The organism is Thermostichus sp. OS-CIW-26 (assembly GCF_054058395.1).
Genome location: NZ_JBSSAG010000023.1, coordinates 1 through 19,469, shown reverse-complemented (window position 1 = coordinate 19,469; position 19,469 = coordinate 1). Strand labels below are relative to the sequence as shown.

16 protein-coding genes and 1 tRNA gene are annotated in these 19,469 nt (G+C 59.9%); 11 read left to right on the top strand and 6 right to left on the bottom strand.

Annotation, left to right across the window (positions count from 1 at the left end):
• Positions 1 to 45 precede the first annotated feature (45 nt).
• On the bottom strand, positions 46 to 858 hold the full coding sequence (locus ACVW0C_RS09850; protein ID WP_457385209.1) for a PhzF family phenazine biosynthesis protein: 813 nt from the start codon (positions 856 to 858) through the stop codon (positions 46 to 48).
• Between the two features lie 244 nt (positions 859 to 1,102).
• Here ACVW0C_RS09850 and groES point away from each other — a divergent pair, with 244 nt between their 5' ends.
• The 6 genes from groES to ACVW0C_RS09820 all read left to right on the top strand — a co-directional run bounded on the left by groES (position 1,103) and on the right by ACVW0C_RS09820 (position 7,523).
• On the top strand, positions 1,103 to 1,414 hold the full coding sequence (gene groES, locus ACVW0C_RS09845; RefSeq protein WP_414380983.1) for a co-chaperone GroES: 312 nt from the start codon (positions 1,103 to 1,105) through the stop codon (positions 1,412 to 1,414).
• A 90-nt stretch (positions 1,415 to 1,504) separates the two neighbouring features.
• Entirely contained in the window at positions 1,505 to 3,139 is a 1,635-nt protein-coding gene (gene groL / locus ACVW0C_RS09840; RefSeq protein WP_011433224.1) for a chaperonin GroEL, read from the top strand.
• Positions 3,140 to 3,471: 332 nt separating this feature from the next.
• The gene (locus ACVW0C_RS09835; RefSeq protein ID WP_457385191.1) at positions 3,472 to 4,266 is read left to right on the top strand and encodes a DUF429 domain-containing protein; all 795 of its coding nucleotides are present in this window, start codon (positions 3,472 to 3,474) and stop codon (positions 4,264 to 4,266) included.
• 101 nt (positions 4,267 to 4,367) lie between these two features.
• Positions 4,368 to 5,531, top strand: a complete 1,164-nt coding sequence (locus ACVW0C_RS09830; protein WP_457385189.1) for a GuaB3 family IMP dehydrogenase-related protein — start codon at positions 4,368 to 4,370, stop codon at positions 5,529 to 5,531.
• A gap of 40 nt (positions 5,532 to 5,571) precedes the next feature.
• A tRNA-Val gene (locus ACVW0C_RS09825) sits at positions 5,572 to 5,643 on the top strand.
• Positions 5,644 to 5,942: 299 nt separating this feature from the next.
• Positions 5,943 to 7,523, top strand: coding sequence for an iron uptake porin (locus ACVW0C_RS09820; RefSeq protein WP_457385187.1), 1,581 nt, complete (start codon positions 5,943 to 5,945; stop codon positions 7,521 to 7,523).
• A 127-nt stretch (positions 7,524 to 7,650) separates the two neighbouring features.
• Here the strand turns inward: ACVW0C_RS09820 and ACVW0C_RS09815 are convergent, their stop codons facing one another.
• From ACVW0C_RS09815 to ACVW0C_RS09805, 3 genes are all read right to left on the bottom strand, one after another.
• Entirely contained in the window at positions 7,651 to 8,490 is an 840-nt protein-coding gene (locus ACVW0C_RS09815) for a DUF6671 family protein (RefSeq protein ID WP_457385186.1), read from the bottom strand.
• A 69-nt stretch (positions 8,491 to 8,559) separates the two neighbouring features.
• Positions 8,560 to 10,266: a SulP family inorganic anion transporter gene (locus tag ACVW0C_RS09810; RefSeq protein ID WP_457385184.1), complete on the bottom strand. Its 1,707-nt coding sequence runs from the start codon at positions 10,264 to 10,266 to the stop codon at positions 8,560 to 8,562.
• A gap of 90 nt (positions 10,267 to 10,356) precedes the next feature.
• On the bottom strand, positions 10,357 to 10,623 hold the full coding sequence (locus tag ACVW0C_RS09805; RefSeq protein ID WP_255344550.1) for a hypothetical protein: 267 nt from the start codon (positions 10,621 to 10,623) through the stop codon (positions 10,357 to 10,359).
• Positions 10,624 to 11,032: 409 nt separating this feature from the next.
• On the opposite strand from ACVW0C_RS09805, the gene gyrA reads away from it, so the two are divergent.
• The 5 genes from gyrA to psb28 all read left to right on the top strand — a co-directional run bounded on the left by gyrA (position 11,033) and on the right by psb28 (position 17,286).
• On the top strand, positions 11,033 to 13,582 hold the full coding sequence (gene gyrA, locus ACVW0C_RS09800; RefSeq protein ID WP_457385182.1) for a DNA gyrase subunit A: 2,550 nt from the start codon (positions 11,033 to 11,035) through the stop codon (positions 13,580 to 13,582).
• Between the two features lie 39 nt (positions 13,583 to 13,621).
• Positions 13,622 to 14,857: an RNA-guided endonuclease InsQ/TnpB family protein gene (locus ACVW0C_RS09795; RefSeq protein ID WP_457385180.1), complete on the top strand. Its 1,236-nt coding sequence runs from the start codon at positions 13,622 to 13,624 to the stop codon at positions 14,855 to 14,857.
• A 205-nt stretch (positions 14,858 to 15,062) separates the two neighbouring features.
• Complete coding sequence (locus ACVW0C_RS09790) at positions 15,063 to 15,434, top strand: DUF760 domain-containing protein (RefSeq protein ID WP_011433215.1); 372 nt, start codon at positions 15,063 to 15,065, stop codon at positions 15,432 to 15,434.
• Positions 15,435 to 15,722: 288 nt separating this feature from the next.
• Positions 15,723 to 16,940 carry a glycerate kinase family protein gene (locus tag ACVW0C_RS09785; protein ID WP_457385178.1) on the top strand — a complete coding sequence of 406 codons (1,218 nt, stop codon included), beginning with the start codon at positions 15,723 to 15,725 and terminating at the stop codon, positions 16,938 to 16,940.
• A gap of 31 nt (positions 16,941 to 16,971) precedes the next feature.
• Positions 16,972 to 17,286, top strand: a complete 315-nt coding sequence (gene psb28, locus ACVW0C_RS09780) for a photosystem II reaction center protein Psb28 (RefSeq protein ID WP_011433213.1) — start codon at positions 16,972 to 16,974, stop codon at positions 17,284 to 17,286.
• Positions 17,287 to 17,303: 17 nt separating this feature from the next.
• Here psb28 and gatA read toward each other — a convergent pair whose 3' ends face one another.
• Both gatA and ACVW0C_RS09770 read right to left on the bottom strand, forming a co-directional pair.
• On the bottom strand, positions 17,304 to 18,836 hold the full coding sequence (gatA, locus tag ACVW0C_RS09775; RefSeq protein WP_457385176.1) for an Asp-tRNA(Asn)/Glu-tRNA(Gln) amidotransferase subunit GatA: 1,533 nt from the start codon (positions 18,834 to 18,836) through the stop codon (positions 17,304 to 17,306).
• A gap of 51 nt (positions 18,837 to 18,887) precedes the next feature.
• Entirely contained in the window at positions 18,888 to 19,415 is a 528-nt protein-coding gene (locus ACVW0C_RS09770) for an RNA-guided endonuclease InsQ/TnpB family protein (protein WP_457385207.1), read from the bottom strand.
• Positions 19,416 to 19,469: the final 54 nt, after the last annotated feature.

Sequence of the window (19,469 nt, the reverse complement as noted above, 5' to 3'; positions counted from 1 at the left end):
CGGAGGCCTTGTTCCCTGCCGCTAGCACCCTAGTCGACAACGGTTCTAAGGCAGCCTCAGCTCTCCTCTGATCACCAGCACCGCTTGCCCAGCAATCTCCACGCGAGAGCCGAGATCGCGACACCAGAGCTCCCCGCCGCGGCTGGATAGCTGGTGGGCCTGTAACTCAGAGCGACCCAGGCGTTTGGCCCAATAGGGCATCAAAAGACACTGGGCGGATCCCGTCACCGGATCCTCCGGGATCCCCAGCCGAGGAGCGAAAACGCGGCAGACAAAATCCGGCCCATTCCCCAGAGCCGCCCCAGAGGCTGTGACGATCAACCCCGGAACGGGGAGTGCTTGAACCTGGGCCAGATCCGGTTGCACCTGCTGCACCTGTCCCGCCGAAGCCAGCACCGCCACCCCCATGTCCCCCCGGTATAGCTCCACGGGTGGGATCCCTAAAGCTGCTGCCACCTGCTCCTTGGCTTCTGGCCAAGGTTCCGGAGTTTGAGCAGGAAAATCCATGGCCAGGCGATCCCCTTGCCGCCGCACCTGCAACAGGCCACTGCGGGTGGAAAAGGCTACCCTCTCCGCCTCAGGATGCACCTCGGTGAACAGCACATGGGCACCAGCCAAGGTGGCGTGGCCACAGAGATCCACCTCCGTCGTCGGCGTAAACCAGCGCAGCCCATAGTGGGGAACCTCGCCCTGGGATCCCTGGGGAAGTAAAAAAGCCGTCTCCGACAAATTGTTCTCTGCGGCAATGGCCTGCATCAGTGCCTGCGGCAGCTCCTGAGGCAGCAAACACACCGCCGCGGGGTTACCTGCAAAAGGCACTGCCGTAAACGCATCCACCTGAAACAACGGGATCCACACCTTCTCAACCAAGCCCAACTCAGGTCATGATCCCACAGCAGACCCCAAAGTAGGGGGATCCGCACCCCGACCGTACCCGCCAAAAGCGGGATCCCACCGACAAAGGCTATTGTCAGGCCAGAAAGTTGGCTGATAAACTAGCACTCGTAAGTCGAGAGTGCTAAGTCGCTTCCCTTCGGGGAAGTGGAGCTAATGGAGATGAAAACTTCAGCTTCGTGCTTTAGGATCACGGAGGACATTTGTCATGGCTGCAGTAGCTCTTAACGTCTCTACCCTGAAGCCGCTGGGCGACCGCGTGCTGGTCAAAATCGCTCAGCAGGACGAGAAAACCGCAGGTGGGATCTTCTTGCCGGACACTGCCAAGGAAAAGCCCCAGGTGGGGGAAGTGGTTGCTGTTGGCCCTGGCAAGCGCAATGACGACGGCAAGCTGATCCCGATGGAACTGAAAGCCGGCGACAAAGTGCTCTACTCCAAGTATGCCGGAACCGAGGTCAAGCTGGGCAGCGACGAATATGTGCTGTTGGCCGAGCGGGACATTCTCGCCATTGTTCAGTAATGGTCAGTGATTCAGCAGCAGTTCAACGACCGATTGAATCCTTGAGATTCTGTTTCACCCTTACCTGCGTTTGCATCGGAGAGGTTGACTATGGCCAAATCAATCATCTTCAGTGAAGAAGCCCGCCGCGCTCTAGAGCACGGCATGGATATCTTGGCAGAAGCCGTAGCCGTTACCCTGGGTCCCAAAGGGCGCAACGTCGTGCTGGAGAAGAAGTTTGGCGCCCCCCAAATCATCAACGACGGGGTAACCATTGCCAAAGAAATTGAGCTGGAAGATCACATTGAGAACACAGGCGTTTCCTTGATCCGGCAGGCGGCTTCCAAGACCAATGACACGGCTGGGGATGGCACCACCACGGCCACGGTCTTGGCCCACGCCATGGTGAAGGAAGGTCTGAAAAACGTGGCTGCCGGCGCCAACCCGATTGCCCTAAAGCGGGGGATCGACAAGGCGGTGAAGTTTTTGGTAGACAAAATCGCCGAACATGCCCGCCCGGTGGAAGATTCCAAAGCCATTGCCCAGGTGGCGGCCATTTCCGCCGGTAACGATGAAGAAGTGGGCCGTATGATTGCCGAGGCCATGGACAAGGTGGGCCGCGAAGGGGTGATCTCCCTGGAAGAAGGCAAGTCCATGACCACCGAGCTGGAAGTGACGGAAGGGATGCGCTTCGACAAGGGCTACATCTCCCCTTACTTCGTCACCGACACCGAGCGGATGGAAGCGGTTCTGGAAAACCCCTACATCCTCATCACCGATAAGAAGATCACCCTGGTGCAAGACCTGGTACCGGTTCTGGAGCAGGTGGCCCGCGCCGGTCGTCCTCTGCTGATCATCGCCGAAGACATCGAGAAAGAAGCGCTGGCTACCCTGGTGGTGAACAAGCTGCGGGGTGTGCTGAGCGTGGTGGCGGTGAAAGCGCCTGGCTTCGGGGATCGCCGCAAGGCTATGTTGGAAGACATTGCCATCCTGACCGGCGGTGAGGTAATCAGCGAAGAGCGCGGCCTGAAGCTGGAGAACGCTCGCCTCGATTCCTTCGGCACTGCCCGTCGCGTCACGGTAACCAAAGACAATACCACCATCGTGGCGGAAGGCAACGAAGCGGCCGTGAAAGCTCGTTGCGAGCAAATTCGCCGTCAAATTGAGGAAACCGACTCCACCTACGACAAAGAAAAACTGCAAGAGCGCCTGGCCAAGCTCTCCGGCGGTGTGGCAGTGATCAAAGTGGGCGCGGCCACTGAAACCGAGATGAAAGACCGCAAGTTGCGCCTGGAAGATGCCATCAACGCCACCAAAGCGGCGGTAGAAGAAGGGATCGTTCCCGGCGGCGGTACCACCTTGGCACACCTGATCCCAGTGGTAACCGAGTGGGCGCAAGCCAACCTGTCCGGCGATGAACTGGTGGGGGCCAACCTGGTCGCCCGCGCTCTGGGCGCTCCGCTGCGCCGCATTGCTGAGAACGCCGGCCAAAACGGCTCCATTGTGCTGGAGCGGGTGAAAGATAAGCCCTTCAACACCGGCTACGATGCTCAGAACGACGCCTTCGTGGATATGTTCGAGGCGGGCATTGTAGACCCGGCCAAGGTTACCCGTTCTGCCCTGCAAAACGCTGCTTCCATTGCGGGGATGGTGCTGACCACTGAAGCGATCGTGGTGGACAAGCCCGAGCCCAAAACCAACACGCCGGCAAGCAGCGGCAGCGGCATGAGTGACTACGACTACTAATCCGTTGACCGCCACAGCGAGGTGGATCCCTGAGGCTCACCGAAGAGCCCATGGGCACTTCGCTTCCTGGCCAGGCATCTTGGATGAATCTTTCGGGATCCCCTGGTGGGATCCCTTTTCTTGTGGATTTTCATCAAGACGCAGGCAATCCGGCGGGATCATTCCCAATACCCATGCAACAGCAGCGCAACTGTCTGTGACGTTGATCCCCCTCTACCTTTGGGAGAGGGGCTGGGGGTGAGGGCGCCGGAGCCATGCAATCGGGAACTGCCTCAAACTGGCTCTTGGAAATGGCTTTGATCTGTCGAACTTGAGGAAAAGGGGAAGGCGGTGTGGCTCAGTTGATTTGCATTGGCCTGGATCTGGCTTGGTCGCCCCGCAACCCTTCCGGTCTGGCCACGCTGCGAGTCCAGCTTGGGGATCCCGGCAGGCAGAACTTGACAGGCCATCTGGTCGATAGCCGCATTCTCCAAACGGATGAGGAGATCCTGGACTATATTCAAGCTCAGGCGGGCGAAGATCCCTGCTTGGTGGCGGTGGATGCCCCCCTGCGCGTCCCCAACCTCAGCGGACAGCGACGGGCCGAGGCCGAACTGAACCGGGTGTTTCGCGCCTATGCAGCCGGGGCCCACCCAGCCAACCGCCGGCTTCTAGAAAAAAACGGCCAAGTGAGAGGAGAAGCCCTGGTGCAAGCCCTATCCCGCTATGGCTTTCGGGAGCAGTCCAACATCGAGCGAGGAAAGCTTACCCGCCAAGTGACCGAGGTCTTCCCCCACAGCGCCTTGGTCAGCCTCTTTGGCCTCAGCCGCACCCTGAAATACAAGGCCCGCCCTCGACGCACCTGGCCAGAACGGCAACAAGCCTGGCAGCTTTACCAGCATCATCTGCGCTCTCTAGCTGCCGCTGACCCGGCTCTCCAGGGCCACGAGGAGCTGCTTCAAGTGGAGGTGGGATCCCTCAAGGGCCGTCGACTCAAAAACTACGAAGATCAAGTGGATGCGTTGATGTGTGCTTACATCGCCCTCTACGGGTTCCGCTGGGGATCCGAGCGCTGCCGCAGTTTCGGCAACCTGCAAGAAGGGCACATTTTCACGCCCTTGCCCCCTCGAACCTTTGGGGCGGATTGAGACCCGCTCCGGGATCGCAGCCAAGAGAACAAGACTCTCGCTGGCCTTGGATCCCTCCTTGGCGGCATGATAAGAACAAGGATCCGCAGAACAGGGGAAAAATGGACGTGCAACTGGGCCGCAATCGGCAGGCAAGACGCGCTTACGGGCTGGATGAAATCGCGCTGGCCCCAGGCAGACGAACGCTGGATCCCAGCCTGGTGGATACCCACTTCACCCTGGGAGGGATCCAACGGCCCATCCCCATCATCGCCAGCGCCATGGACGGCGTGGTGGACGTCAAGATGGCCATCTTGCTCTCCAAGCTGGGGGCAATGGGCGTGCTCAACCTGGACGGGATCCAAACCCGCTACGCCGATCCCGACGAGGTGCTGGATCAGATTGCCGCGGTCGGCAAAGACGAGTTCGTTCCCCTGATGCAGCGCCTCTACAGCGAGCCGGTCAAGCCGGAGCTGATCCAAGAGCGCATCCGCCAAATCAAAGCGGCCGGCGCCATCGCGGCCGCTAGCTGTGTGCCCGCCCACGCAGCTGAATATGGCCCCCTGGTGGCTGAAGCCGGGGGGGATCTGTTTTTCGTCCAGGCCACGGTGGTTTCGGTGCACCACAAGGTTCCCGAAGGCATGGAACTGCTGGATCTGGCCCGATTTTGCCGGTCAATGCCCATTCCTGTTGTGGTGGGCAACTGCGTTACCTACGATGTCGCTCTGGAGCTGATGCAGGCCGGAGCTGCCGGTGTCTTGGTGGGGATCGGCCCTGGCGCTGCCTGTACTTCCCGCGGCGTGTTGGGGGTGGGGGTACCACAGGCTACAGCGATTGCCGACTGTGCCGCTGCACGGGAGCAGTTTTTGGCGGAAACCGGCACCTATGTCCCTGTGATTGCCGATGGGGGATTGGTGACCGGTGGCGACATTTGCAAGGCCATCGCTTGTGGAGCCGATGCAGTGATGATCGGATCCCCCTTGGCCCGCGCCTATGAGGCCCCCGGTCGCGGCTTTCACTGGGGCATGGCCACCCCCAGCCCCGTTTTGCCCCGCGGCACCCGCATCCGCGTGGGATCCACCGGCACCCTGGAAGAGATCTTGTGCGGCCCCGCCCGCCTCGATGACGGCACCCACAACCTCTGGGGTGCTCTGCGCACTAGCATGGCCACCCTGGGGGCTGCCAATCTCCGAGAAATGCAGCAGGTGGAGATCTGCATCGCCCCCTCCCTCCTGACCGAGGGGAAGGTGTACCAGAAGGCGCAAAGCCTGGGCATGGGGAAATAGTTCTTTGGGAATGCTAAACTCGGTGGACTGGGATCCCCCAGGGCGGTTAGCTCAGCGGTAGAGCGCCTGCCTTACAAGCAGGATGTCACTGGTTCGAGTCCGGTACCGCCCATCCCCACCGGAGCTTGCAGCTTGAGAGCTCTGTCTTGGTTTGGGATACACCCGCTAGCCAGAGCCGGATCCCTGAGGTAGAGTAGTGGATATCGAGCCTCGATCATCTACCGCAGTTGGGTCTCGCATTGAGTCTCGCGTAGAAAGTGTGTAAAGTGGTAGACGATGTGGACTTCGGCTGTATCATGTCTTCCCAGAGTCCGCGATTGCCAGGCTCGTTGTTGAGGTAGGCAGTTTGTCGCTTCTATGAGGACATCCCTACAGCCAAAAAGGTGTGAGGAAAAGAACAAGGAGAGAAACATGCCCGCGAAACACGCGAACTACTGGAAAACGCTGCTGGCCGGCACTCTGGGTGCAGCGGCAGTCTTGACCCCTGGAGTGGCTTATGCCCAAGCTACCGGGCCGGTCACCTCCATCTCTGAGCTTTCGGATGTGCAGCCCACCGACTGGGCCTTCCAAGCCCTGCAATCCTTGGTGGAGCGCTACGGTTGTATTGCCGGCTACCCTGACCGCACCTTCCGCGGCAACCGGGCTATGACTCGCTTTGAGTTTGCCGCCGGTATGAACGCCTGCTTGGATCGCATCAATGAGTTGATTGCAGCCGGTTTGGCCGACAAAGTCTCCAAGGAAGACTTGGCCACTCTGCAGCGCTTGCAAGAGGAATTTGCTGCTGAGCTGGCAGCCCTGCGCGGGCGGGTGGATGCCCTGGAAGCCGATGTTACTGACTTGAAAGGGAAGGTCTTCAACCCGGTTACCAAGTTGAATGCCCAAGTCATCGCTGCTGTTGTAGGCAGCGCTCTCACGGAAGACAGAGTTGTTGATGGGAAGGTAGTGGCAGAGCAAAACCAAGCCAACATGACTCTTCCCTATCGGGTACGCTTGAACTTCGATGCTTCTTTTGTGGGTCGCGATCGCCTGCGCATTCGTCTCCAAGCTCGCGATGCTGTGACTGAGTTCTTTGAGGGGGATCCCGGCCTTGGCTTTGGCGGTGGTGGCGGTGGCACTTTCACCCTGGCCCAGCTGGTTTATCAATTCCCTGCTTTCGACCGCGCTGCTACTATCTACACGGGCATTACGGGTACGGGAGTGGGGAGCGTTCTGCAGTACAGCACGCCCTTTGATGCCCTGTCGGACTTTGCCGATGCTCCCAAATCTACGGCAGATGTGCCCAGCGGAACCCTATTTGGTTTTCGCTTCCGTTTGAGCGACCAGTTTCGTTTAGCCTACGCCTACAGCACCAGAAGAGGGCAAGCCTTGGGGAGAGGCTTTGGCGACAGTGGCTTAACAGGTGATGATAGCGCTCACACCGTCGAGCTGGGCTTCTTGCCAACCGAGGGCTTGGAGTTTTACCTTCAGTTTGCTTCCACCTACCTGCAGCAAGCAAATGACGGCCCCACCTTCCTGGCCACGGGTAAAAGTCTCTTCCGTGGACCGGTAAGAGGAACGCAGGTCGATGTCTCTGCGCGGGTAAACGCCTTTACAGTCGCAGCCAACTGGGAGCTTAGCCCTCGAATTACCTTGTCTGGCTGGTTTACGGCTGGCAATGTGGATTACAACTTGCCCAACGTGGTACCGGCTGGCACTGTGGATCCGGGTGAGGAAAACTTTAATGGTTTCCTCTTTGGCTTTGTTTTCCCTGACCTCTTTGTGGAGGGTGCCACAGGCGGGATTGTATTTGGGCAGCCAATCGTGACCACAGACAACGACGGAGTGTGGGATACTCGCCCCTTCGTTGTGGACGTCTACTACAGCTTCCCGGTCAACGAGTACATTACTCTAACGCCTGCTGCCTACTTTGTGAGCAACCCCAATGGCGGCAGACCCGGAGACAACGACCCAACCATTGGCGTGGGGGCTTTGCGAGCTGTGTTTACTTTCTAGTTCTTAAAATCCCTGCGCTGACATCCAAGTTGCTAAGTAGGGATCCACTGGGTTGGATCCCTATTTTCTTACATCAGCCCCTCTGGGGGGATGAAAGCCTGGGCTTGACGTCAAGCTTGGGACAAAGCTAGGGATTACAAAAGGCACACTGAGCGGGATCCGCCCAGGGCTCTGCCACAGGCTCGGTGTGGGTGTGGGAACAGCGAGCACAGCCATATACCCAAGCCTTGGCCACGGGGGTGGGGGCGCCACATTGGCCGCAGGGCAGTCCAGAGACCGAGCGGATCCGCCAGTAGCCGGGAGTGCCGCAGGCCGGGCACAGGCTTTGGGCTTTGGCGATTAGGTTTTGGGTGGCGGCTGCGATGACTTGGAGCCGGGTTGGGTTGTACAGGGCCCGCATGTCGGTTTCCAGATGCAGGCTACCCTGCCGAGCCAGCAGCTCCCCCACCACCTGCTTCAGGGTTGCTTCGTCTTGGATTCCTTTGTGGATGACCTGAGGCTTTTCTGGCCGGTCGAGGGCGATCAGGGCGTGCTGGGGAAAACCCGCCCTTTGGGCAAAGTCCAGCGCTTCTGCCCAGCTCTGCACCCAGCGATGGCTGAAATTGGTTTGGGTGCTCTCTGCATAGCCGACCAGCTCCAAGGGCTCCGCGCCGGGTTCAAAAACCCTGAGCATGACCCACTCCTGATTCCAAGGGATCCAAGGGATCTGGGGGTGGGGGCCAAAGGATCCCTCGCTGGCCAAAACCAAGGAGACGGGATGAGCTTGTCGAGCCCTTTCAATCTTCAGGCGCAGAGTCTGTAGGGGATCCCCCGGTCGGGGCCGCTCCCGCGAGAAGGTGCCCAGTTGGTCGGTGTCAAAAGTTGCTACTTGGACTTGAATCCCCAAATGTTCGGCCAAGAGAGGGCCGATGACCTGCTCTTTGCGATGCATGGTTGCCAAGTAGGCGACCCGACCCTTCCATTGCATAGACTCAGACTTAACCTAGATCTGGCAAACGGATCCCGCAGCTTTGTGGCTCAGGCCAATTGGGGTTACTCAAACCAGGGGACTGGCCTCGAGCGGCAAGCCCAACTGGGCAACAGCCTCGGCCAAGGCCACCTCACGGCTGTCCACAAACCGCTCTGGGGACAGTGGCAGATGCAGGCTTTCTAGGCGCTGCCGGATCCGACCTCTAGCTCCGACAATCCACACCTGTTTGCCCCGATCCAGGGCCTCGCGGATGGCATTTTCCAAGGATAGCGTCGCCGAAACTCCCAGCATCGGCACATCTGATAGATCCACCACCAGCGCTTGGCAGGAGGCCACCGCCTGATGTTGGCGGGAAATGGCTTGGGAAACCCCGAAGATCATCGGCCCGCTCAGGTAAAACAGCAACACCTGGCCGCATCCCTGGCGCAGCAATTCCCTCTCACGGGGAGTGAGATCCACCGCATCATCGGCATCGGTAATGGCTTTCACCTCTTCGGAGTGGATCTCGCTGAGGCGTTGAATGGTGAGCAAGTTGGCCACAAACACTCCCACTCCCACTGCAGCGATGAGATCCACAAACACCGTCATGAACATCACTCCGTACATGATGGCTGCCCCTTTGAGGGAAAGGCGGTGGGCCCGCTTGAGGAAGCTCCAGTCGAGGATATCCACCCCCACCTTAAAGGCGATCCCTGCCAGCACCGCCATTGGGATCCCTTGCGTGAGGGGAGCGGCAAACAGCACCACCATCAGCAGGATTAACGCTCGGGTAATGCCGGCTAGAGGGGTACGTCCGCCCGACTGGATGTTCACCACTGTGCCCATGGTGGCGCCGGCTCCCGGCAGCCCTCCCATGAAGCCGGACACCAAGTTAGCGATCCCCTGCCCGATCAGCTCTTGGTCGGAGTCGTGGCGGGTGCGGGTGAGGTTATCGGCAATGACTGCCGTCAAGAGGGTATCGATGCAGCCCAGCATCCCCAGCACCACTCCATCCAGCACCAGGTTAGCTAGAGAAGCAAAGGGCAACTGCGGCCACTGCAACTGCGGCAAACCGGTGGGGATGGGGCCAATGCGCCGCAAATCCCAATCGGCCATAAACAAGCTGGCCGCCAGCGTGCCCACGAGCAAAGCCACCAACTGCGGCGGCACCACCCGTCGCCAGGGCTTGGGATAGCCAAAAAGGATAGCAAGCGTCAGCAGCCCCAGCCCCAGCTCTGGTATCTTGAGGTTGAGCAGGTAGGTCGGCAGGTTCTGCACCGCCCCAATCACTCCCCCCTGGCTGGCGTGGCCCAGCAGCGGCGGGATCTGCAGCAAAATCATGATCCAGCCGATCCCGGACATAAAGCCGGAAATAACGCTGTAGGGCATGAGGGTGATGTACTTGCCCAGTTTCAGGGATCCAAACAGGATCTGAAATAAGCCCCCCAGCATCACCACGGTGAAGGCCGGCCCCAGCCCCTGCTCCGGGTAACGAGCTGTAACATTAGCAACCACCGCCGTCATCATCACAGTCATCGGCCCGGTGGGTTCGGAGATGAGCGTGGGCGTACCCCCAAACAGAGCCGCAAAAAAGCCCACGCATACTGCTCCGTACAAGCCCGCCACCGGCCCTGCCCCCGAAGCCACCCCAAAGGCCAAGGCCATCGGCAAGGAAACAATCGCCGTCGTCAACCCGCCGAAGAGATCCCCGCGCCAGTTGTCTAGGCTCAGACGTCGGTGCCAATCCAGAAATCTCTTGCCGCCGGACTGTTGTTCTTTCGCTTGGCTCAGCATGCCCCAAAGCCCTCCACGCTATGGGCAGCCTATCATTGAACGTTACTATAGAGATCATGCTAGAGAATAGATTTTCTTCTATAGTTTCCCTCAAGGATTCCCCTCCAAGCGAGGGCATGGGGCTTGAGCCGGTAGAGTTGTGTGAAAGTGAGAGTAGTCCACATAGCGATGCCCATTGCTGTCCAGGTGGAGAATATCGGCAAATCGGTGGTTCCAGAGAATCTCATCGGCCAAGTAGGAGTGGCGAGCATGGATGGTTTGGGAAAAGGTGTCGTCGATGCCGGTCAGGGTAATGATCAGCTCCGCTTGGCCCACCTGTAAATCTCGATCCATGAGGCTGTAGAGAGGGCCGCCGATGAACCACCGAGCCTCTCCTACTGGAAGTCAGCCAGCCTTCACAAAGGGCGAATGGTAGACTGGGAATACAAAAGCTTTCTGCTCAATTCAATCACCTTCAGCTTACTAGCGCAGGAGCCCCGCACTGTACCCGTAGGGTCAGTGTCGGGAGGAATGCTATAATAATTCTGCGGACACCAGAAACGGCTGTTTAGGGCACTGGTAACGGTCGATTGGGGCTGCCCGTAAACCAGCCCAGAGGCTCGTGGTTAGTTTACTAACTGCAGGGCTACCGAAAGCCCGCCCCGTACTGCGAAGCAGTCAGGGTCGAGTAGTTTACTCTGCCACGGCCAAGGTTGGCTTCTCGATAAACTTCCATGAACCCACTGCGCCAAGGCCGACTGGGATCCCTCAACGATAACCCAACCCCATGAGCGACAACGAATCGACGGCGCGCATCATCTCCACCGACCTGCAGCGGGAGATGTCGCAGTCCTACCTGGAATACGCCATGAGCGTGATCGTCGGGAGGGCTTTGCCAGATGCGCGGGATGGCCTGAAGCCGGTGCACCGCCGCATTCTCTACGCTATGCACGAGTTGGGCCTGACGGCGGATCGCCCCTTCCGCAAGTGTGCCCGCGTGGTGGGGGATGTGATCGGGAAATACCATCCCCATGGGGATCAGGCCGTCTATGATGCGCTGGTGCGCATGGCTCAAGATTTCTCCATGCGGGAGCGGCTGGTGGATGGGCATGGCAACTTCGGCTCTGTGGACAACGATCCGCCGGCAGCCATGCGCTACACCGAGTGTCGGCTGACCGCCTTTGCCCAAGAAGCCCTGCTGCAGGATATCGACGCCAACACCGTCGATTTTGTGGGCAACTACGACGGATCCCAGCAAGAACCCCTGCTGCTGCCGGCGCGGATCCCGCAACTGCTCTTAAACGGCTCTTCCGGCATTGCCGTGGGCATGGCCACCAACATCCCGCCCCACAACTTGAGCGAATTGGTGGACGGCCTGATCGCCCTCATCCACAACCCCAACCTGACCAGCCTGGAGTTGATGCAGTGGATCCCCGCCCCTGACTTCCCCACCGGGGCGCTGATCATGGGCCAAGAGGGCATCCGCGAAGCCTACACCACCGGGCGCGGCTCTATCACCCTGAGGGGGGTGGCCACCGTCGAAACCATAGAGCAGCGGGGCCGACCGGTTCGGGACGCCATCATCATCACCGAGCTGCCCTACCAAACCAACAAGGCAGCCATGATCGAGAAGATCGCCGAGCTGGTCAACGAGAAAAAGCTGGAAGGCATTGCCGACATCCGCGACGAGAGCGACCGCAGCGGCATGCGGGTGGTGATCGAGCTAAAGCGGGATGCCCAGCCGCAGGTGGTGCTCAACAACCTCTACAAGCAAACCCCCCTGCAGGCCAACTTCGGGGTCAACATGCTGGCCATCCTCAACGGCGAGCCGCGCACCCTGACCCTGCGGGACGCGCTGCAGGCTTTTCTGGATTTTCGGGAAGAGGTGATCGAGCGGCGCACCCGCTACGAGCTGCAAAAAGCCGAAGAGCGGGATCACCTGCTGCAGGGCTATCTCTTGGCTTTGGGGCAGTTGGATCGGGTGATTGCCCTCATTCGGGGAGCCGCCGATACCGCCACAGCCCGAGAGGAATTGCAGGCGGTGTTGGGCCTGAGTGAAGCCCAAGCCGACGGGATCCTGCAGATGCAGCTGCGCCGCCTCACCGCCCTGGAAGCGGAAAAAATCCAGGCCGAGCACGAAGACTTGGTGAGGCAAATTGCCGACCTGCGGGATATTCTGGCCCGCCGAGAACGGGTGATGCAGATCATCAGCGAAGAGCTGCAGCAGCTCAAAGCCCGCTTTGCCAGCCCGCGCCGTTCCCGCCTCTGTTTGGAGGATGGGGAGCTGGGAACGGATGATCTGATCGAAAATCGGGAGACGGTTATCTTTCTAACCGAGCAGGGCTATATCAAGCGCATGGGCCTTGAGGAGTTCCAGGTGCAGGGGCGAGCCACCCGCGGCAAAGCCGGCGCCCGCATCAAAGAAGACGATGCCATCGAACAGTTTTTTGCCTGTCGCAGCCACGACACCATCCTCTTTTTCACCAATCGGGGCGTAGTCTATACCCTGCCCGCCCACCAGATCCCCCAGGGGAGCCGCGCCGCCCGCGGCAGCGCCATCGTTCAGTTGCTGCCGATCACCGGGGAAGAGCGGGTTACGTCCATGGTGCCGGTGAGCCAGTTCAGCGACGACGAATATCTGGTGATGCTCACCCGCGGCGGCTACATCAAAAAAACGGCCCTCAGCGCCTTTGCCAATGTGCGCTCCAACGGCCTGATTGCCATCTCTCTGGAAGAAAACGACGAACTGCGCTGGGTGCGCCGCGCCCGCTCCAGCGACGATGTGGTGATGGCAACCCGCCAAGGCATGTCCATTCGCTTCCGGGCGGATGACGAGCAACTGCGCCCTCTGGGACGGGCCACCCGGGGCGTGCGGGCCATTACCCTCAACGCCGGCGATGACATCGTCAGCATGGATATTATCTCTGCCGAATCGGTGATGGCTGCCGAGCGAGAGGGGGAGAAGCTGGCTAACCCTTGGGTGCTGGTGATCACCAAAGAAGGGCGGGGCAAGCGCTCGGCCATCGACCATTTCCGCCAGCAAAACCGCGGCGGCAAGGGGGTGATCGCCACCAAGTTCCGCCAGGCGTCGGACGAGCTGGCGGCCCTGCGCATCGTCAATGCCGAAGACGAGATCCTGTTGGTAACCGCCAGGGGCATTGTCATGCGCCAGTTGGCCAAGGCCATTCCCACCCAGTCCCGCGAGGCGACCGGGGTGCTGGTGCAGCGCCTGGATCCGGAAGACAGCATTGTGGGAGTTACAGTGGTACCCGCTGCCTTGGTTGCCGAGGGGGAGACCTCAGCTAGAAATCGCAGGAGCCCCGCACTGTACCCGTAGGGTCAGTGTCGGGAGGAATGCGGAAGTCACAATAGAACCATGACCCAAGTCCTGACCGTCTCCTGCAAGCTCAAGGTGTCCCAGTCGCAAGCCGCCAAATTGGACGCGACTTTGGAGGCTTTTGGCCAAGCCTTGAACTGGGTCAACCAGAACACGCCGGAGAAAGTCGCCAACGCCGTTAAGCTCCAGTCTCTGTGCTACCGCGAAATCCGTGCCCGGTTCGGCTTGTCCAGTAACTTGGCAAGGACTACGTCCCGCTTACGCGACCAGCAGGTCTGCAGACGGCTGGCCGGTGCCCGTAAAGTTGCCCAACAGAAAAACCGCCCCGTCAAAGCGTTCAAGGGTGGCTTCGCTACCTACGACGCTCGTATCTTTTCGTTCCGCGAGAAAGACTGGACGGTGTCGCTGACCACGGTGGAGGGTCGGGAGCGCTTTGAGCTGGCGATTGGCCGTTACCAGAGAGAACGGCTGGCGGGCTCCAATCCCAAATCTGCCACTCTGGTCAAGCGTAAAGACGGTTCCTACTCCATTCAAATCTGTGTGGAAGCGGAGCCATCCCCACCGCAACGCACGGGTAGAGTGCTGGGGGTGGACTTGGGGAGGACAGATATTGCCCATACGTCAGAAGGGGACAACTGGAATGGACAGCAGTTGAACCGAATCCGAGACCACTACTCCCGGTTGAGGGCGGTACTCCAACGCAAAGCCAGTAAGGGCACACGCAGTTCGCGGCGCAGATGCAGAGAACTGTTGCAACGGCTGTCTGGCAAGGAGAGGCGCTTTCAGGCGTGGGTCAATCATCGCATCTCCAAAGCTATTGTCTCTAGGGCAAAGGCGACAAACAGCGCTATTGCCCTGGAAGACCTGACAGGGATCCGGGAAAGAGTCAATCAACAGCCGCGCAGCAAAGCCGAGCGGCGTAGGGCCAACAGTTGGGCGTTCTACCAGCTACGCCAGTTTCTGGAATACAAGGCGAGGGTTGCAGGGGTTTCTCTGATTCTTGTGCCGCCCGCCTACACGTCGCAGACCTGCCACAAGTGTTTACACATCCATCCCGACCCTGCGCAATCCTATCGCAGTGGTAAGTCGTTCAAGTGTGGGCACTGTGGATGGGAAGGGGATGCGGATTTGAATGGTGCGAATGTGATTGCGCTTTTGGGGGCTGTCGTAAACCAGCCTAGAGGTTCGGGCCTGTTTTGTTCTCTGGTAGAGCAGAGCAGGCTCAGGGCTACTGAAAGCCCGCTCCGTACCGCTTTAGCGGTCGGAGTCGGGTAGTTTACAAGCCAGCGCTTGATCCCCGGCCGTTACTTAGGTACGGCATTTGCCGCCGCAGAAGGGTGGGATCCCGTACCGGAGAGGGTGAGGATGGGGTGTTACCTTTGGGATAGCCCAAATTCCGGGAACGGCAAAGGCCTGTGGGATCAGGCCGAGCGCCCTAGTTTGGGCTACACCTGCTGTGTTTGTGGAGCTGGGTTACTCCATGGCGAGCCCGTTGAACTTCATCCCTGGTTTTGAGGCAGTGCAAACTCCGAGCCCCGACAACCGGCTCTGGCAATACTTGCAGTCTCAGGATCCCAGTGTCTTTCAGGATATTGCCCGCAATTCTTCTCCGGAAGTGCTGGAGATCTTGGGCCACAACATCCGCAGCTTGGTGGGGAGCTTGCCCTCCGATCAATTCGGGGTTCAGATCATCACCAACCGCGAGAGCTTGGCCAAAATGCTCTCCGGCGCGATGATGGGCGGCTATTTCCTGCGGGTCATGGAGCAGCGCCTAGCCCTGGAGCAATCTTTGGGCAGTGCCTCCCAGCCTGCCAGCGCGGATCAGCCTTCGCCAGCAGAGGAGGAGGGCTAGGCTTGCAACCCACCTTTTAGCGCCGCCGAGGAGCATGCCTCTAACCCCCAAAACCCTGAACTTTGCTGAATTTACTGAGCTTTAGGCGGTTTGGCAAAAGTCATTGAGAGGGATATAGTAGACCAAGTTTCCCCCTGATCCTTGAGTCCACCGCAACGGTTGCCGGGAAGTGAAGGGGGAAAGCGCTTGGGGGGTATTCCTCAGGGCTTTGCGGGATACCGCCTTCCTGCTCAGAGATAGGCAGGATGCGATCGCTTCTTTCCTGAACCATGTTCAGGAGAGTTCAGCGTGAATGTATCAGGTTCCATGCTGGATGCGGGTTTCCAGGCAAAGGGATCCCAGTTCAGCAGCCCACCGCGGCGGATTTTGGTTTGCCCGGATAGTTTTAAGGGATCCCTAACAGCCACGGCGGCGGCAGAGAGCATGGCCCGCGGGATCCAACAGGTGCTGCCGGAAGTCGAGGTGGAGCGGATCCCCTTGGCCGATGGGGGAGAGGGCACCCTAGAGGTATTGCTGCCGACGCTGGGGGGAGAGAAAAAGGGTCTGTGGGTCACCGGCCCCCTGGGGGATCCCGTGTGGGCGGAATATGGGGTGGCGGGAGAGCTGGCCCTGTTGGAGCTGGCCCAGGTGGCCGGCCTGACCTTGGTGCCACCGGAGCGGCGGGATCCCACCCGCACCACCACCTACGGCCTGGGGGAGCTGCTGCGGGCCGTCTGCCGAGAGCCTATTGCCGAGATCTGGATAGGACTGGGGGGATCCGCCACTGTGGATGGAGGGGCGGGCATGGCGCAGGCCTTAGGCTATCGCCTGTTGGATGGAGCTGGGGATCCCATCGGCTGGGGTGGGGCGGAGCTGGCCCGGCTGGCGCGCATCGAGCCCCCCGAACAGCCTGTTTGGCAGGGGAAACGGGTCCGCGGCCTCTGCGATGTGCAGAATCCCCTCACTGGCCCGTTGGGAGCCGCCGCCGTCTTTGCCCCCCAGAAGGGCGCCACCCCTTCCCAGGTGCAGCAGTTGGAGCAGGCGCTGCAGCAGTGGGCTCAAGTGGTGGAGCGAGATTTGGGCCAGGCCGTGGCCGGGATCCCGGGGGCCGGAGCCGCAGGGGGAGCGGGAGCAGGGTTGGTGGCTTTTTTGGAGGCCACTCTGGAGTCCGGGATCCAGCTCTTGGCGCGGCAATTGGCCCTGCCGGAGCGCATCCGCCGCTGCCATCTGGTCGTCACCGGAGAGGGCTGCCTCGACGAACAAAGCACGATGGGAAAGGTGGTGGGGGCCGTGCTGGAGCAGGCTATCCAAGCCCAAAAACCCCTGCTCATCCTCTGTGGCCAGGTGACTCCGGCAGCGCGCGCTGGGTTGGCAGCCCAGCCTCTTCCCCTTCGGGTTGGCGCCCTGTGCGACCGGATCCCCGATGTGGCAGAAGCCCAACGGCAGGCCGGCCATCACCTGGAGCAGATGACGGCCCAGGAGCTGAGAGATTTTCTGGAGCAGGATGCGGGGATTGGCCGGTTATAATGGCTTAAATAATCGTGTTTCGTAGGACATCATGGCCAGTATCGAGTTCTCCCCCGGCATCCAAGAGGTGCCCACCCAGGTGCGGGTGCTGAAATCCAAGACCGGCAACCGGGGATCCGCGATTTTCCGCTTCGAGGATCTAAAATCCGATACGCAAAACATCCTCGGCATGCGGATGATCGATGAGGAAGGGGAGCTGACCACCCGCAACATCAGGGCCAAGTTCCTGAACGGGGAATTCAAAGCCCTGGAAGTGACCTACGACATGGAAACCGAGGCAGAGTGGGATCGCTTCCTGCGCTTTATGGAACGCTTTTCAGCGGCCAACCAGATGGGCATGGCCTAGTTGCCGCCCTTCCCGCCTCAGCTTTTGGATTTTTTGCTCCTTTTGCCGGATCTGCGCTTGGCTTGAGGTTGGCCGGGATCGGATCCCTGGCTCTCTTCAACTGAGGGCTGCCCTAGCGGGGGCCGTCGCTTGTGCCAGTCGGTGCTTTGCTCATAGGCATAGGCCACCCGCAGCACCTTGCTCTCCTGTAGGGCATTGCCCACAATTTGCAGGCCAATGGGCAGCCCATCGGCAAACCCGCAGGGCAGGCTCAGCCCCGGCAAACCCGCCAGGTTCACCGGGATCGTCATCAGGTCGCAGAGGTACATGCTGAGGGGATCCTCCCGCTCGCCGAGCTTGAAGGCTGGGGTGGGGGTGGTGGGGCTGACCAGCACATCCACCTTCTCGAAAGCCTTGAGGAAGTCCTGCTTGATGAGGGTGCGCACCTTCTGAGCCTTGAGGTAGTAGGCGTCGTAGTACCCCGAAGAGAGGGCATAGGTGCCGATCATAATGCGCCGCTTCACTTCCGGCCCAAAGCCATGGGCGCGGGTCTTGCCATACATCGACAGCAGCGAGTCGGCAGGTTCCCGCAGGCCGTATTTCACCCCGTCGTAGCGGGCCAAATTGGCAGAGGCTTCCGAAGGGGCAATGATGTAATAGGTGGCAAGGCCGTAGCGAAAACTGGGGCAGTCGATCTCCAGGATCTCGGCCCCCAGCTCCTGCAGATGTTGAATGGCCGTTTGCACGGCAGCGCGGGTCTCCTCGCCGCATCCTTCCCCCAGCAAGTCGCGGATTACCCCGATTTTGAACCCCTTGATGTCCGGGATCAGAGCCTGGCTATAGTCCGGGATATCCACCTTCAGGCTGGTGGAGTCCATCGGGTCATGGCCGGCGATCCCCTGCAGCAGCAGGGCCACATCCTCCACCGTGCGCCCAAACGGCCCCACCTGATCCAAAGACGAGGCAAAAGCCACCAGCCCGTAGCGGGACACCAGCCCATAGGTGGGTTTCAGGCCCACCACCCCACAAAAAGCTGCCGGTTGGCGGATGGATCCCCCCGTATCCGAGCCCAGGGCCACCACCGCTTGGTCGGCAGCCACCGCCGCCGCCGATCCCCCAGAGGATCCCCCTGGCACCCGCGTCAGATCCCAGGGATTGGCGGTGCGCTGAAAGGCGGAGTTTTCCGTGGAGCTGCCCATGGCAAACTCGTCTAGGTTGGTCTTGCCCACCGTCACCATGCCCGCAGCCGCCAGCCGCGCCGTCACTGTTGACTCGTAGGGGGGAATGAACCCCTCCAGCATCCGGGAAGCGCAGGTGGTGCGGATCCCTTGGGTGCAGAGGTTGTCTTTCACGGCAAGCGGGATCCCGGCCAAAGGGCCGATCGCCTCCCCGGCCCGAATGCGGGCGTCCACCGCCCTGGCCTGTTGCAGAGCCAGTTCTTCGGTTACAGTAATAAAGCTTTTAAGCTGCGGCTCCAGTTGGGCCAGGCGCTCCAGGTACTCGCGGGCGATCTCTTCGGCAGAGCGCTCTTTGGTTACCAACTGCCTGTGGAGGGCACGGATGACAGACATAGGCAAACTCGTGGGGAAGGGCAAATGCCAGTGAGGCCAGACAAAGTTCCTCTAGAGTGACATCCTCCCGACGCTGACCCTACGGCACAGCGCGGGCCTCCTAACCTCGCGGTCAGGCATTCCTGCCCCACGCCACTTATCTAGGTCATAGACCCCCGACAGAACGACTTGGCAGGCTGTTTCCGTTCCCCAGAGTCCCTGGGCTACTAAATTCTCTAGTCCACGATGCAAAACCATTTCTGCTGCTGCATGGTCACGATGAGTTCGATACCCACACTCAGGACAATGATGCTCTCTAATCTTCAACCCCTTACTGACAGTGGCAAAACACCTTGGGCAGGTTTGGCTAGTCCCGTTGGAGTTGACTTTAGCGAAGTACACTCCACGTTTCCAGCACACCCATTCCAACAGAGACAGAAATTGTCCAAAAGCGACATCGACACAATCTTTTCGCAGCATTCCCCCTGTCAAGCCTGTGACATTGAGGTCTTCTGCAAAGATGGTTTGCGCTTGGTCACAAAGCTTATGAGCCGTCTTTAGGTGGAAATCTTTACGACGGTTCGCAATCCGATGGTGCATTCTGGCAACTTTGATTTGTGCCTTCTCCCAGTTTCGTGACCCCTTCTGTTTTCG